This is a genomic window from Afipia sp. GAS231 (genome assembly GCF_900103365.1).
Taxonomy (GTDB): domain Bacteria; phylum Pseudomonadota; class Alphaproteobacteria; order Rhizobiales; family Xanthobacteraceae; genus Bradyrhizobium.
This window is the reverse complement of sequence record NZ_LT629703.1, coordinates 1,281,202-1,295,487: the sequence shown is the minus strand read 5'-3', so window position 1 is coordinate 1,295,487 and position 14,286 is coordinate 1,281,202. Positions and strand designations below refer to the sequence as shown.

Sequence of the window (14,286 nt, the reverse complement as noted above, 5' to 3'; positions counted from 1 at the left end):
ACATGGCAGGCGAAATCTCCGACGCCATCATCCGGGTTCGCGACATCACCGTTCAGTTCGGCACCACGCGGGTGCTCGACGGGCTCAACCTCGACGTCAAGCGCGGCGAAATTCTCGGCTTCGTCGGTCCGTCCGGCGCCGGCAAGTCGGTGCTGACCCGCACCATCATCGGCCTGGTGCCGAAACTCGCCGGCCGCATCGAAGTGTTCGGCGTCGACCTCGACAAGGCCAGCACCGCCGAGCGCAGAGGCGTCGAGCGCCGCTGGGGCATCCTGTTCCAGCAGGGCGCGCTGTTCTCCTCGCTGACCGTGCGGCAGAACATCCAGTTTCCGGTGCGCGAATATCTCAAGGTGTCGCAGCGGCTGCTCGACGAGATCATGGTGGCCAAGCTCGGCATGGTCGGCCTCAAGCCGGAGGTCGCCGACCGTTTTCCCTCCGAGCTCTCCGGCGGCATGGTCAAGCGCGTGGCGCTGGCGCGCGCGCTCGCGCTCGATCCGGAACTGGTGTTCCTGGACGAGCCGACCTCCGGGCTCGATCCGATCGGCGCCGGCGACTTCGACGAACTGGTGCGGACCCTGCAGCGAACTTTGGGCCTGACCGTTTTCATGGTAACCCACGACCTCGACAGCCTTTATACGGCCTGCGATCGCATCGCCGTTTTAGGGAACGGTAAGATCATTGCCGCAGGATCGATCGCCGACATGAAGGCCTCGAAGCATCCGTGGCTGAACCAGTATTTCAACGGCAAGCGCGCCCGCGCCGTTGTGGTCTAGGAGTAATTGATGGAAACGCGGGCGAATTACGTCCTGATCGGATCGTTCACGCTGGCGGTGATCGCGGCCGCCTTCGGCTTCGTGCTGTGGTTCCAGAGCCTGCACACCACCAAGGCGCGCAGCCCGATCCGTATCGTGTTCGAAGGCCCGGCGTCCGGCCTGCGCAACGGCGGCAGTGTCAACTTCAACGGTATCCGGATAGGGGAAGTCATTTCGGTTAAGCTCGATAACCCGCGTCGTGTGGTCGCACTGGCCATGGTCGAGAACAATGCCCCGATCCGCAAGGACACCCTGGTCGGCCTCGAATTTCAGGGCCTGACCGGTGTCGCCGCGATCTCGCTGAAGGGCGGCGAGGAAGCCGCCCCTACCGTGCCGCTCGACGAGGACGGCGTTCCGGTGCTGACCGCCGATCCCAACGCGCTGCAGGACGTCACCGAGGCGATCCGCGCCACCCTGCAGAACGTCAACCGCATCGTCGCCGACAACCAGGAATCGGTGAAGAGCTCGCTGAAGAACCTCGAGACCTTCACCTCCGCGCTGGCGCGCAACTCGGAGAAAATCGACAACGTCATGCTTAAGGTCGACGGCGTGATGGGCAAGGCGGACAGCCTGATGCTCGGGCTGAACACCATCGCGGGCGGCGCCGGCGGCGGCGAGTTGAACCTGATGGTGAAGTCGATCCGCGAACTGGCCGACGATTTCGACAAGCGCTCGGGCGCGCTGATCGCCGACGGCCGGCGTACGCTCGCCGATATCAGCCGCGCGGTGACCAATTTCGACCGCAACCCGAGCCGGGTGATCTTCGGCGGCAGCAACAACGCCGCGCCGGCGGCGGAAGCTGCGCCACCGCCGCCGAGGGCTGCAGCGCCCAAGCCGCCCGCGGCGGCAGCCGCAGCGCCGAGCGGGCAGAAGCGGCAGTAGCACCCCACGTCATTGCGAGGAGCGAAGCGACGAAGCAATCCATTCTTTCTTATCGCGGATAGATGGATTGCTTCGCTGGCAATGACGAACTCGCGCTGCTCACTTCCCGCCGGCAAACTCCTTCACCAGCCGGTACAGATACTCATTGCCGTTGAAGAACGATTTGACGAGCACCCGCTCGTCGCGGCCGTGGATGCGCGATTCATGGATGTCGCCGGCCATTCCGGAATGGCCGTAGGTCGGGATGCCGGCGTTGCGCAGGTAGCTGCCGTCGGTGGCGCCGGCGCTCATGATCGGCAGCACCACCGCGCCGGGAAAGAACTCGGCCGACAGTTTGGTGATCGGCCCGATGACCTGCTCGCTGAGCGCGGAAGGTTCGCTCGGGGTCGCCGTATCGATCTGGGTGACCGCGATCTGGTCGTCGCCGAGCACCTTCTCCAGCGTTGCCTTGACGCCGTCGATGGCCTCGCCGGGCATCACCCGGCAGTTGACCGTGGCGGTCGCCAGTTGCGGCAGCGCGTTGAAGGCGGTGCCGGCCTGCAGCAGCGTGGTGATGCAGGTGGTGCGCAGTTGCGCATTGTAGCCGACATTGTCGGACAGGCGCATCACCGCAGGCGAAGCCGGATCGGTCTGGCCTGACAGCACGGCGCGCAGATCGTCGGCCAGCTGGCCGCCTTCCATCTGCGCCGTGCGTTCGAAATAGGCGCGCGTGGTTTCGTTGAGAGCGATCGGGAAGCTGAACGCCGAAAGCCGGCCGAGGCCCGCCGCTAGCCGATAGATCGCATTGTCCTTGGTGGGAGCGGCGCTATGGCCGCCCTTGTTCTTGACACTTAACGCATAGGTCACCGAGACCTTTTCGCTGGTCTGGACGGAAACCCGCAGCGGCTTGCCGTCCTTGAGGCCCACCGGGCCGCCTTCGTTGAGGGCGAATTCGGCGTCGATCAGGTCGCGATGGTTTTTCAAGAGCCACTGGATGCCGAGCGCATCCTTGTCGAGAATTTCCTCGTCGGTCTCCAGCGCCAGGATGATGTCGCGGTCCGGTTTGTAGCCTTCCTGCTTGTAGCGGATGAGATTGGCGACAAAGGAAGCCGCCATGTATTTGTCGTCGCCGCTGCCGCGCGCATAGAAATAGCCGTCCTGCTCGACCAGCTTGAACGGATCGGTCGACCAGTCCTCGCGCGGCGCCGGAACGACGTCGATATGCGCCACCAGCAGGATCGGTTTGCGTGCGCCACTTCCCCGCAGCCGCGCGACGAGATTGCCCTTGTGCGGCGCCGGCGAGAAGGCGTGAACGTCGGCGTCGGGAATTCCGCCGGCGCGCAGCCGCGCGGCCATGGCCTCGGCGGCCCTTGCGGTGTCGCCGGTTGCCGTCGTCGTATCGATTTCGACCAACTCCTTGTAAATGTCGAACGCCCGCTGCTGGTTGGGGTTCAGGCCTTCAGCTACGGCCGGGCCTGCCAGGGCGGCGGACATCAACATGGCTGCAAACAGGCGCATCTTTTTCATTCCTTATTTCGAGTCCTTGGCGGCCGTCACTTCAATCTCGACCAGAAAGCCGGGATTGGCCAGCGCCGCGACGCCGATGACGGAGCGGACGGGGAGGTTGGGCTGAGCGCCGCCGAAGAATTGCGTGTAGCCTTCCATGAATGCCTTGAAGTCCATCGGTGCGCGCGCGTCGTGCACCAGAAACACCTGCATCTTGATGACGTCGGCCATGCCGAATCCCTGGCCTTCGAGAATTTGCTTGATCCGGTTGAGCACGCCGACGGTCTGGGTCTTGGTGTCGCCGTAAGCCTGCGGCGTGTTGGCTTCGACATCCTTGTTGAGCACGGGCGGCACCTGGCCGCTCACATACAAAGTGACGGCGTCGCCGGAGACCTTTACCGCCTGGGCGATCGGGAACGTCGAGTTCGGAATCGGATAGCGGACGACTTCGGCGTGGGCGGCGTTTGCGCCGAGCAATAACGCAGCCAACGTCAGCATTCCCTTTTTCATTTCCGTCTCCCCATGAAGTCGTTGATCTTATGGCCTGACACGTTTGACGTCTTCGGCCGTGATGGCGTCGCCATATTGGTTGCCGAAATGCGTCCGCAGATAGTTGACGATGGCGGCAACCTGGTCGTCGCTCATCATCGCGCCGACCGGCGGCATCGCCTTCTGGCCTCGGACGACGACGTAAACCGGATAACCGGCAGTTTCGAGATTGTTGTCCTTTGACAGCGAGGGATAGGTGCCGGCGCCGGTAGCGCCGTGGCCGTCAGGCATGTGGCACCCCTGACAGGCGCTGGCGAACAGATCTTCGCCGGTCTGCTCGGTGAACCGGAAGCCGGTGCTCAGCGGCGTGCGAGATCGCGACAGGGATTCTTCGTCTGCATGCACTGTGGACGATACGAGTGACATCCCTATCAGGCCTGCCGTCATCCATCCTGCTGGTCCGATCAGGCGAGACTTCATCGCATCACATCCTGACGACGCGTTCGTGCAGCCGCGTGATGGCGTCGAGCGACGACAGGATCGCGCCTTCCTGCCAGGCCGGAATGTAGGAGGTGTGCTCGCCGGCCAGCACGATCCGGCCGTCGATCTGGCACAGGTTGTCATAGTGTTCGGCCCGCGCCGTCTCGCTCCAGCTTCCCGCGCATCCTAGCGTGAAGGGGACACGATGCCAGGCCACAGCGATGCCGTTTTCGAACTCGGCGCGGTATTGCGGGTGAAGGCGGGAGCCGAACTCGACGGCGCGCGCGACGCGGTCCGCTGGCGACATCGAGGTGAATTCGTACGCGTTGGCGCCCTCATAGAGATAGGCACCCAGCAATACCCCGCGGCCGGTTCGGTTGAAGCCGCTGCTCGGATAGGAAATCTGCCGGATCGGCAAATCGGTGTAGCTGATGCCGCCATAGATCGCCTCGTCCTCTTCCCAGAACCGGCGCTTGAATTGCAGGCCGATCTTGACGGATGAGGAGTAGGGGACCGCATCGATCGCGGCCTTCATGCGCGGACCGACCTGGATGTCGATCTGGCTCAGGATCGACAACGGAATCGTGCACACGCACCAATCCGCCGTTGCCGTCTGCGGCGTCGACGGCGTTTTGGAATTCACGAAATTGACGGTGACGCCGCCATCGCTTTGCTGAATCTTCGTGACCTTTGCATCGTACTGAATGAGATCGCCGACTTCTCTCGCGAATGCCTTGCCGATCATGTCCATGCCGCCCACCGGCTGAAACATGGTGGTCTGAAATTCATGCAGCGAGAAATTCCGCAGGTAACCCCACAGCCTGGATTTCAGGATATCCTGGAGCTTGATGACCTCGCCGGCGACCGGCGCCGCACCGAGCCCGCCGCCGGGATCCTTGGCATAGCCGCGATAGGCGGATGAAATCAGATTGGCCTGGTAGGCATAGTTCTTGTCCAGTGCGCCCCAGGACCGCAACGCCTGCAGCAAAATTTCCTTGTCTTCGACCGTCACCGCCTCGTCGAGCTTGCCTTGCTGCGTCACCTTGGCGAGCAGCTCCGACACGTGGCCCTGAAAATCGGTCTTGATGTCGCGAATGCGCTGCGGCTTGCCGCCGAACGCCGTCGAGGCATGGAGCAGGGCGCTATGATTAAGCTGGATGAAGGGCTCGAGCGCGACGCCGAGCCGCTTGCAGTAATCGAGCAAGGCGCGGTGATGATACGGAATCCGCCACGGCCCCGGGTTGAGATAGAGCCCGTCCTCGAAGCCGCAGGTCTGCGTCGCGCCGCCGAGCTCGGTGAAACTGTCGCCGCCGCGCAGCGTCCAGTTGCGACCTCCGGGCCGGCTGTTGAACTCCAGCACCTGGACCTTGTAGCCGGCGGCGCGCAACTCCAGTGCTGCCGTCATGCCGGCGAGACCTGCGCCGAGGATCAATACCGATGCGCCCTTGGCATCGCCTGAGAGCTTGATCGGCCCTTTATAGTTGGTCTCCGAGGCGAAGCCGAGGCTGGTCATCGCCTGGTACATGGCCGCACTGCCGGCGACCGCCCCCACAAGCGACAGCAGATCGCGCCGGCTTACCGTCTCGCTCTCGTTCGGCATAAGCACCTGGTCTCGCCCGAAGCGCTTCCTGCGGGCGCTCCTTGGATTGAACAGATAGGGACTGGTTTTGGCCGGCGCAAACCGCAGAGCGAACGATTTCGGTAAGCGACGAAGTGGCCAGAAAACAAAACGGAGGCCGCGAGGCCTCCGTTTCCTATTCTGCCATCGGCCGCGGCCTTATCCCAGCCGTCCCGCCGCATGCGCGAGCAGGGTATAGACCAGGCCGGTTTCCGAGGTCAGGTGACCGCGCAGCGCCTGGGGCGCGCGGTCTTCCCGCGCGACCTCGTCGAGCAACCGCTCGAACTCGGCGATATAGCGGTCGACCGTCTGCTTGAAACCGCGGTCGGCGCGGTACTTGCGGGCGACTTCGTCGAACGCCTTCTGGCCGGCCGGAGTGTAGAGCCGCTTGGTGAAGGCCTTGCTCTCGCCGCGCTGGTAGCGATCCCACATTTCGGCGGCGAGGTTGCGGTCCATCAGCCGGCCGATGTCGAGCGACAGCGATTCCAGCGGATTGGCGGGTCCTTGGCCTTGACCGCCTTGCGCCGGGCGGCCACGGGGTGCCTGGCCGGCGGGCGCGCCTGCGTCGGTGCGGCTGAGGAGGTCGGACAGCCATCCGTCGCGTCCGCCTTCCTGGCTCGCGGGCGAGACCGGCGGCGCTTCGGTACGGCGCGACGGCATGCCGAGGTCCGGCGGCGGCAGGGTCGATGCGCTGCCAGTATCTCGGCTGGTATCGCGCATGCGGGTGTCGTTGCGGCCGCCGGCGACGGCCATCAGGGGCTCTTCCTGACGCTGCACGCTGGGACGGTTCTGGCTCACGACGTCGAGGCCGCGGCCGTGGTGGGCGACGATCCGGTTCAGTTCGGCGAGCGCCTCGATCTGGTCGACGATCACCTTGCGCATCTGCGCGGTGTTGTCGGCGGCCTCCTGAGGCATTTCGAGCACGCCGCGGCGCAGTTCGTTACGCGTGGCTTCGAGCTCGTTGTGCATCTCGGCGGCCATCGCCTTCATGGCCTGCACCATGGTGCCGAACTTCTCGGTCGACTGCTTGAACATCGCGTCGGTTTCGGCGGCGCTCTGCTGGTACAATTCGCCCATGGCGTCGAGGGTCTGATGCCGTTCGTTTTCGGCGGCAGCACGGACGGCCTCGAACTGCCGGCTGATCGCAGCCGATCCCGCGCCTGCGGTTTCGGCGACGACGCGAGCGATGTCGCGGGCGCGCTCTTCGGCGGCAGCCAGCGATTCGTCGAGCAGGCCGGTGAAGCGCGACAGCCGCTGATCGAGGTCGGTGGTGCGCAGGTCGATGGTGGTGACCAGCGATTCAAGCTGCGCCTTGCGTTCGGCAACGTTGGTCGTGGTGGTGCGGTTGGCCTGTTCGACCACGGCCGCGGCATCGACCAGCGCCTTGCCGTGATGATCGAACTCGCTCGACAGCATGCCGAGGTCTTCCAGCGCCTTGGCGGTCTTGGAGTTGAAGACCGTCAACTGGTCTTCCAGCGTCTGGGTGGCGACGCCGTTGCGCGAGGTGACGTCGTTCATGGCGGACACGAAGTCGGCCACGCGGGTCACCAGCGCACGCTCCAGCGAGTTGAGGTTGTCGTGGGCGCCGGTCAGCACTTCCTGCAGCAGGATGTTGCCTTCACGCAGCCGCTCGAACAGCGCCACCGTGTCGGTGCGCAGGATCTTGCTGGTCTCCTGCATTTCGGTGACGGCCGCGATCGAAACCTGGCGCGACTGGTCGATCGCCGAACGCGACGACTGCTCCAGATCCTTGAGCGACTTGGCTACCGCGCCGGTGGCGAGGTCGCCGGCCGACGTGATCGTGCGTGCGACTTCCGAGCCATTGGTCGCCATCGACTGCGAGAACGCGTTGCCGCGGGTCTCGATCGACTTCAGGGCGTCGGCGGTGACGCGGTCGATGTCGGTCGTGAGCTGCGTGGTCTTGGCGGCGAGCGCCTCGACCAGCGAACCACGGCGGCTGTCGACGATCTGTGCCAGACGATCGGTCTGCTGCTGAACGTAGGTGACGATTTCGTCGGTCTTGCCGGTCATCGTCGAGCCGAAATTGCTGCTGGCGGCGAGAACCGAACGCTCGAGATCAGCCGAGGTCGACTTGACCTTGGAACTGACTTCGTTCGAAGCGGCAATCAGCGCGCTCTGCGCGGTCTGCGCGGTGGTCTGGATATTGTCGGTGGTAGCAGCCGTGACGTTGCTCAGCGAACGCTCGATGTCGGCGGAAATCGCCTTGATCGTGCTCGCGGCTTCAGAGGAGGTGGCGGCGAACGAGCTCTGGGCTTCGCGCGCGCTGCCGAGGATCGAGGCCGCAGTGTCGGCACCCACTGCACTGAGGGTGCGTTCGACGTCGATCGCCAGCGACTTGACGTGGTTGGCGGCTTCGGCGGACGCCGTGACCAGCGTGTTCTGGGCTTCGCGGGCGCCTGTCGTGATCGCCTCGGCGGTGCCGTTGCCGGCCATCGAGAGCGAGCGCTGCATGTCGGCTGCCAGTGACTTGACCTGGCTTGCGGCGTCGGCGGATGCGGTGACGAGGGTGTTCTGGGCCTCGCGTGCGCCTGACGTGATCGACTCCGCGGTGGCGGTTCCGGCCAGCGACAGCGAACGCTGCACGTCGGCGGAAAGCGACTTGACCTGATCGGCCGCGATGGTCGAGGCCGTCATCAGCGTGTTCTGGGCGTCACGCGCACCGGCGGTGATGGCCTCGGCGGTGGCGGTGCCGGCAATCGAGAGCGAGCGCTCGACATCGGCGGCCAGCGACTTGACCTGGGTGGCGGCTTCGGATGACGCCGCGACCAGCGTGGACTGTGCCTGGCGTGCGCCGGCGGTGACCGCCTCGGCGGTGGCGGTGCCGGCGATCGAGAGCGAGCGCTCGACGTCGGCGGCGAGCGACTTGACCTGGCTTGCCGCGTCCGAGGACGCCGTGACCAGCGTGGTCTGGGCCTCGCGGGCCCCGGCGAGAACCGACGCTGCCGTGGCGCTGCCTGCGGCCGAGAGTGTGCGCTCGACGTCTTCGGCGAGCGACTTGATCTGGGAAGCGGCTTCGGAAGAGGCCGACACCAGCGTGGTCTGGGCTTCGCGGGAACTGGTCAGGATCGAGTTCGCAGCTCCGGTACCGACGGCGGTGAGGGAGGCTTCGACTTCCGCCGAGGTCAGCTTGAGCTGGGCGCCGACATCGGAGGAAACGGTCAGCAGCGCTTGCTGCGCGGCGCGCGCGCCGGTCTGGATGGTTTCCGACGTGTTGACCACAAGGTTGGTGAGCGAGCGTTCGGCGTCCTCGACATGGGACTTGATGCCCGAGGACAGCAATTCCGCGCGCGCCATCAGGTCGTCGCTGGCCTGACGGCCGCTGCTCTCGATACGGCCGGCGACGGCTTCGACGCGCGAACCCAGCAGGTCTTCGAACTGCGCAACGCGGGTGTCGATGTCGGTGGCGATGGCGCCGACCCGGGTCTCGATGCCCTGGTGGATTTCCTGGAACCGGGCCGAGATGGTGTCGGTCAGGTGGGTGCTGCGGCCATCGACGGTTTCGATGACGTTGGTGATGCGATGATCGACCGCGGCGAGCGCCTGCGCGGTGCCGTCGGTCAGCGTCGAGGTGAGCAGGCCAAGCCGCGAGTCGATCGACTGGATCGCCTGCGCCGCGCCTTCGGTCAGCGACGTCGACAGCGTGCCGAGGCGGCCGTCGATGGTTTCGGTGACGGACTTGGCGCGGGTGTCGAAGGTCTGCTCCAGCGCTTTCAGACGGCCGTCGATGGTCTCGTCGAACGACTTGATCTTGGTATCGAGCGAAATGTCGAGGTTGGTGACGCGGCTGCCGAGCGTGGTTTCGAACTGCAGCAGGCGCTGATCCAGCGAGGCGGTGATATCGCCGCCGTTGGAGGAGAGGCGGGTGTCGAAGGTGTCGACGTAGTTCTTCAGGTTGTCGCCGATCTCCTGCGTGCGCTGGCCCATCCGCTCGACGATCTCGCCGCCGAAGGTTTTGACGGTGCGATCGAACTCGGAGATGTGGCGGGTGATCAGCGCGCCGAGCGTGCCGCTGTCGCGAGCGAATCTCTCCGCCAGGTCGCCGCCCTGGTTCTTCACCAGTTCGTCGAACGCGCTCATCTGCAGCGAAAGTGAGTCGTGCGCGGTCTCGGTCTGGCTGATCACCTTGGCGACCAGGGTGTTGACCGTGACATCAAGCGCGTCGCTGGCCTTGTCGCCGGAGGACATGATCTGGGTCGCGAGGCGGTTGCCGGCGTCGTCGATCTTGCTGACGAGGTCGCCCGAGCGCAGCTCGAGTTCGAGCAGCAGCGAGTCGGAGGAGTTCTTCAGCGAGTCGTGGACCTGTTCGGTGCGGTCCGAAATGCCGTCGACAATGGTCGAGGAACGCTGCTCGAACTCGCCGGTGATGCGATCGATGCGCTCGTTCAGCATTTCGTGGACGCGGTCGGCCAGATCGACGAACTCGTCATGGACGTGGCCGGTCTTGAAGTTGAGGCTGGTGGTCAGGCGTTCCGAGGCGTCGAGCACGGCGCGCGTGGTCTCGGCGCTGGCTTCCTCGAGGCGGTCGAGCAGGTCGCCGCCGCGTTCGCCGAGCGCCAGGATCATGTTGTCGCCGGCATGGCTCAAGGCTGAGGTGATGTGCTGGCCGCGCTCTTCCAGCGCGCCGGTGATGCTTTTTGCGACTTCGTCGACGCGGGAGGCGATCGCATCCGAGATCAGCGCGATATCGTGGCGCAGGTCGATCTGCACGCCGGAAATGGCGCTGCGAACCTGCTCGGCCTGGCCGACCAGGTTGTCGCGCTGATGGGCGATGTCCTGCAGCAGCGCGCGGATGCGCACTTCGTTGTCGGTATAGGCGCGCTCGAGCGCCGAGACCTCGTTGGCGACCAGCGTTTCGAGTTCGCCGGCGCGCGCGATCGCGCGTTCGACGCCATCGCCCATCGCCGCGACCTCGCGGCGGATCGCCTGACCGACGGTCACCATGGAATCGGCGGCCGCATTTTCCGGCTCGGAGAAGCGGATCGCAACCTGCGCCATCGACTGCGCGATCATGCGCATTTCCTGGCCGCGCCAGGCCAGGCTGGCGAGGAAGTAGAACAGCAGCACCGGCGCAAAGAACAGCGCGGCAAGGCCGCCGAGCAGCAGCACGCCACCGCTCTGTCCGATCGCGGCCTGCAGCGAGGGCAGGAAGCTGACCGTCAGAAGCGCGCAGCCGACCAGCCAGACGGCGCCGAAGATGGTTGCGAGCGTATAGACGCTGCGGGCAGGGCGGCCCTTCTGGATCGCCTGCAGGATCTGTCCGATGGTTTCGCGATCGTCGTTGGCGGCGCGACGGGGACTGCGCGGCTCCTCGATCGGATCGAACACGGGACGGTCCGTGTTCTGGCGCATATCGCGCGTATCGTACGGCGTTTCGGAATAAGACGGTGCGGCGGAGGAAATGGTCGGCGGCTCGATGTCGTTGCCAACAGAATTTCGGTTGGTGTCGACGGTCGTATCGCTGATGTTCAACGCTTCCTGAATGGCGGAAAGCGCGACTTCAGTGGGATCTTTGACCTTCTTGGGAGTGTTCGCCATGTTCAGTCCGAGCCCTCTTACTTTTTACGCATCCGGCCGTTCTTGCTAACGTCCCCGCAAGAGTGAAGCCGGTGTCTTTTCCCCGCCGCGGAGCGCAAGCGCGCCCGTGCAAAAACCGGGGCCCGTTTGTCCGCTACATCCGCAAACATCCTATTGGGAGAGCGATACGAATGAAATGGCCGCGATTAAGACATTCTTAATCATCGTTAACAGCTTTGTTCGTTAAGGCCTTACGGATACACAAATTTCTTGCGGTCGTCGATCGATTGGGGCGACTCCCCGTCAAAAACAAGGCGAAGTTGCGGCAAATTCTTGCAACGTTCCGTTAACCAGTTCCATGATTGGCTGGCCGCAACGACCCTTCTGGCAACCGACGGCAGGGCGATCCGGACCCCGGCCATGTCGCTTCATCTCGAACGGATAGAATGGATGCCATCGCCGCCGCTCGCACCCGATGACGGTCCGATCGATTTCGCACATCTCCAACGCATGACGCTTGGCGACGCCGGCCTCGAGCAGGAAGTGCTGGCGATGTTCGCGGCCCAGTCGGCGAGCCTCCTCGGTACGCTCGCGACCATGCCTGCGGATGCACCTGCGCTGGCGCATACCCTTAAAGGCTCGGCCCGCGCCATCGGCGCGTTTGCCGTCGCCGATGCCGCCGCCCGTCTCGAGGCGGTGATATCGGGCGGAGTCGACCCGGCCGACCAGCTCACCGAACTTGCCGATGCGATCGCATTGGCGCGGACGGCGATCGAGGCGGTCCTGCGTCGTTCCTGAGCGAAACCCGGCTCCGGCAGGCCAAAGCCCCCGAAAAATGCCCTGTTAGGTTTTCCCCCCGAGCGCTGGCGCTGTGCGGATCGACCCGTTATAGGACTGCCGGGACCCTCCTTTTCGTATTCCGGCAGCACGAGCGATCATGGCCAAAATTCACTTTGTCGACCATTCCGGCGAGAAACGAACCATTGAAGTCGAAAACGGCGCGACCGTGATGGAAGCCGCGATCCGCAACGCCGTTCCAGGCATCGAAGCCGAATGCGGCGGCGCCTGCGCGTGCGCGACCTGCCATGTCTATGTCGACGAAGCCTGGCGCGAAAAGGTCGGCGCCCCGACGCCGATGGAAGAAGACATGCTGGATTTCGGCTTCGACGTGCGGCCGAATTCGCGGCTGTCGTGCCAGATCAAGGTCAGCGACGAACTCGACGGTCTCGTGGTGTCGACGCCGGAACGGCAGGCGTAACAGCCTTATCGGTTCTCTCTTCAGCGCAATCCGGCGCCGGTCTTGTCGGCCAGTTTGTCGTCGACCGCATAGAGCGTGCAATCCGGCGCAAAACCCGCACATGCCGCCAGCGCATCGTCGGCCGCTTCGCGGGCCGATCGGCGTCCGCCGCGGTAAGCGAAGGCGCCCCTCGGCGACACCGCAAAGGCGTTGTGCGGACTGGCGGACAGATAATCGGAAAATCCTGCGCGTCCCTTTTCGCCAAGTTGCGGCGGCTGCGCGAGTGCTGCCAGCGCCGGCACGGCTGCGAGATCGCGGGTGCCGAGATTCTGGTCGCGCAGGAAATTGTCGACCATCGGCGTCCACAGCGGGATCGCGGTCGAAAACAGGAAGTGGCCGTCGTCGCCGGTCGACGGCGCGTCGATGAACTGGGCGCGCCCGCCGGCGCCGGTAAATGCCGCGTGCAGGCGGTGCGCCAGTTCGGGCCAGAAGAACCTGTCGTTGCGCGCATAGACCCACAACATCGGAATTCGCGACGTCCGGCCGAGGACGCCGAATTCGCGGACCAGCGCATCCTGGTCGCAGACATCGTTGTCGGCGCGCGAACCGCGGCCACCGGCAAAACTAATGGCGGCTGCAAGTCCCGCCGGCGGATCTGATGTCAGCGCCACCGTGGCAAAACCTCCGGCCGAGACGCCGACCGCGATCATGCCGCTGGTCGACACGTCGGTTCGGCCCTTCATGGCGTCGATGGCCGCCCGCAAATCGCTGACCGAGGCGCGCGCCGCCAGTGAGTAGTCGCGTTGTCCACATGGACCGCTGTTCTCGGCATAGTCGCCGCCGGAATCGCCATAACCTCTGCGCATGACGACGAGGGCGGCGAAACCGCGCCGGGCAAATTCGAGCGCCTGCCGATAGGAACCATAGGGTGACATGCCGGCCCGCTCGGCCGCATCGCGCGGTGTGCCGTGGCTGATCAATGCGAGCGGATAGCGGCGCGTGCCCGAGGGACGCAACAACATCGCTTCAAGTCCGCGCGGGCCGGCAGCCGTCGCCGGAATCCGCAAATCCTCGCGGTAGAACGGGTCGGCGGCGGCAGGCTGCAGCGCGGCGCAGACGATCAGAACCGCCAGCCGCGCCGTGCGCATCATGCCGGATCGATCCCGCGGCGAATCCAGGGTTGGAAACTTTTCAGGATGTCAGATGTCAGCGCCGTCGGCTTGCGTGTCGCCTCGTCGAGCAGCACCGACACCGACTGCGCCGAGGCGACGCAGATGCCGCCGGAGAACACCACCTGATCGAAGGTCACGGAGGTCCGGCCGAACTTGACCACGCCGAGCCCCATTTCGATGCTGCCCGGCCAGCGCAGTTCGGCGCGAAAGTGCATGTCGAGCCGGACCATGATCCAGGTGACGCCATCAGGCATCAGCCCGTAGCTGCGGTCCTTCATCAGCGTAACGCGGCCGGTCTCGAAATAGGTCGCATAAACGGCATTGTTGACGTGCTGGTTGGGATCGAGGTCGGCAAAGCGCACATTGTCCGACAGGCGATAGGGGAAATCCTCCAGACGCGGGGTCGCGTCGGGGCGCAAGGAGCTATTCACGGGGGCGTTCACAGGGCCATCTCCGAATGTTTCACGCCGTTACAGCCCAGTTGTCGAATGACGGCAAGGGGTTGCCGCAGCCACGCACGCCATATTATGGCTTTCCTGTTCCGGCTGTGTTGGCTAGACAGACGCAGCCTTTCCG

At 64.8% G+C, this 14,286-nt stretch carries 11 protein-coding genes; 4 read left to right on the top strand and 7 right to left on the bottom strand.

Annotated features, from left to right (window positions below; all coding sequences use genetic code 11):
• Positions 1-2: 2 nt before the first annotated feature.
• A complete protein-coding gene (locus BLS26_RS06290; RefSeq protein WP_092509383.1) occupies positions 3-773 on the top strand; it encodes an ABC transporter ATP-binding protein in 771 nt (256 codons plus the stop codon).
• Between the two features lie 9 nt (positions 774-782).
• Positions 783-1,694, top strand: a complete 912-nt coding sequence (locus BLS26_RS06285) for an MlaD family protein (protein WP_092509381.1) — start codon at positions 783-785, stop codon at positions 1,692-1,694.
• 99 nt (positions 1,695-1,793) lie between these two features.
• On the opposite strand, the gene BLS26_RS06280 is transcribed toward BLS26_RS06285, so the two are convergent.
• From BLS26_RS06280 to BLS26_RS06260, 5 genes are all read right to left on the bottom strand, one after another.
• The gene (locus BLS26_RS06280) at positions 1,794-3,200 is read right to left on the bottom strand and encodes a M20/M25/M40 family metallo-hydrolase (RefSeq protein ID WP_092509379.1); all 1,407 of its coding nucleotides are present in this window, start codon (positions 3,198-3,200) and stop codon (positions 1,794-1,796) included.
• Positions 3,201-3,203: 3 nt separating this feature from the next.
• Positions 3,204-3,689 (bottom strand): RidA family protein, encoded by a 486-nt coding sequence (locus tag BLS26_RS06275; RefSeq protein WP_092509377.1) that lies wholly within the window; start codon positions 3,687-3,689, stop codon positions 3,204-3,206.
• Between the two features lie 27 nt (positions 3,690-3,716).
• The gene (locus BLS26_RS06270) at positions 3,717-4,148 is read right to left on the bottom strand and encodes a cytochrome c (protein ID WP_092509375.1); all 432 of its coding nucleotides are present in this window, start codon (positions 4,146-4,148) and stop codon (positions 3,717-3,719) included.
• Positions 4,149-4,152: 4 nt separating this feature from the next.
• A complete protein-coding gene (locus BLS26_RS06265; protein ID WP_092509373.1) occupies positions 4,153-5,748 on the bottom strand; it encodes a flavin monoamine oxidase family protein in 1,596 nt (531 codons plus the stop codon).
• A gap of 177 nt (positions 5,749-5,925) precedes the next feature.
• Positions 5,926-11,322: a negative regulator of septation ring formation gene (locus tag BLS26_RS06260; protein WP_092509371.1), complete on the bottom strand. Its 5,397-nt coding sequence runs from the start codon at positions 11,320-11,322 to the stop codon at positions 5,926-5,928.
• 399 nt (positions 11,323-11,721) lie between these two features.
• Between BLS26_RS06260 and BLS26_RS06255 the strand changes: the two genes are divergently transcribed.
• The gene (locus BLS26_RS06255; RefSeq protein WP_092517701.1) at positions 11,722-12,099 is read left to right on the top strand and encodes an Hpt domain-containing protein; all 378 of its coding nucleotides are present in this window, start codon (positions 11,722-11,724) and stop codon (positions 12,097-12,099) included.
• A 139-nt stretch (positions 12,100-12,238) separates the two neighbouring features.
• Positions 12,239-12,559, top strand: a complete 321-nt coding sequence (locus BLS26_RS06250) for a 2Fe-2S iron-sulfur cluster-binding protein (protein WP_074274642.1) — start codon at positions 12,239-12,241, stop codon at positions 12,557-12,559.
• A gap of 20 nt (positions 12,560-12,579) precedes the next feature.
• Here BLS26_RS06250 and BLS26_RS06245 read toward each other — a convergent pair whose 3' ends face one another.
• Both BLS26_RS06245 and BLS26_RS06240 read right to left on the bottom strand, forming a co-directional pair.
• The gene (locus BLS26_RS06245; protein ID WP_092509369.1) at positions 12,580-13,689 is read right to left on the bottom strand and encodes a S9 family peptidase; all 1,110 of its coding nucleotides are present in this window, start codon (positions 13,687-13,689) and stop codon (positions 12,580-12,582) included.
• Positions 13,686-14,141 carry a thioesterase family protein gene (locus BLS26_RS06240; RefSeq protein WP_092509367.1) on the bottom strand — a complete coding sequence of 152 codons (456 nt, stop codon included), beginning with the start codon at positions 14,139-14,141 and terminating at the stop codon, positions 13,686-13,688. Before BLS26_RS06240 ends, BLS26_RS06245 begins: the two co-directional genes overlap by 4 nt.
• Positions 14,142-14,286 lie beyond the last annotated feature (145 nt).

Coding starts and splice junctions, on each gene's coding strand:
- BLS26_RS06255 (WP_092517701.1), top strand. CDS start 11,722: ATGTCGCTTCATCTCGAACGGATAGAATGGATGCCATCGCCGCCGCTC.
- BLS26_RS06285 (WP_092509381.1), top strand. CDS start 783: ATGGAAACGCGGGCGAATTACGTCCTGATCGGATCGTTCACGCTGGCG.
- BLS26_RS06270 (WP_092509375.1), bottom strand. CDS start 4,148: ATGAAGTCTCGCCTGATCGGACCAGCAGGATGGATGACGGCAGGCCTG.
- BLS26_RS06280 (WP_092509379.1), bottom strand. CDS start 3,200: ATGAAAAAGATGCGCCTGTTTGCAGCCATGTTGATGTCCGCCGCCCTG.
- BLS26_RS06250 (WP_074274642.1), top strand. CDS start 12,239: ATGGCCAAAATTCACTTTGTCGACCATTCCGGCGAGAAACGAACCATT.
- BLS26_RS06260 (WP_092509371.1), bottom strand. CDS start 11,322: ATGGCGAACACTCCCAAGAAGGTCAAAGATCCCACTGAAGTCGCGCTT.
- BLS26_RS06275 (WP_092509377.1), bottom strand. CDS start 3,689: ATGAAAAAGGGAATGCTGACGTTGGCTGCGTTATTGCTCGGCGCAAAC.
- BLS26_RS06265 (WP_092509373.1), bottom strand. CDS start 5,748: ATGCCGAACGAGAGCGAGACGGTAAGCCGGCGCGATCTGCTGTCGCTT.
- BLS26_RS06245 (WP_092509369.1), bottom strand. CDS start 13,689: ATGATGCGCACGGCGCGGCTGGCGGTTCTGATCGTCTGCGCCGCGCTG.
- BLS26_RS06290 (WP_092509383.1), top strand. CDS start 3: ATGGCAGGCGAAATCTCCGACGCCATCATCCGGGTTCGCGACATCACC.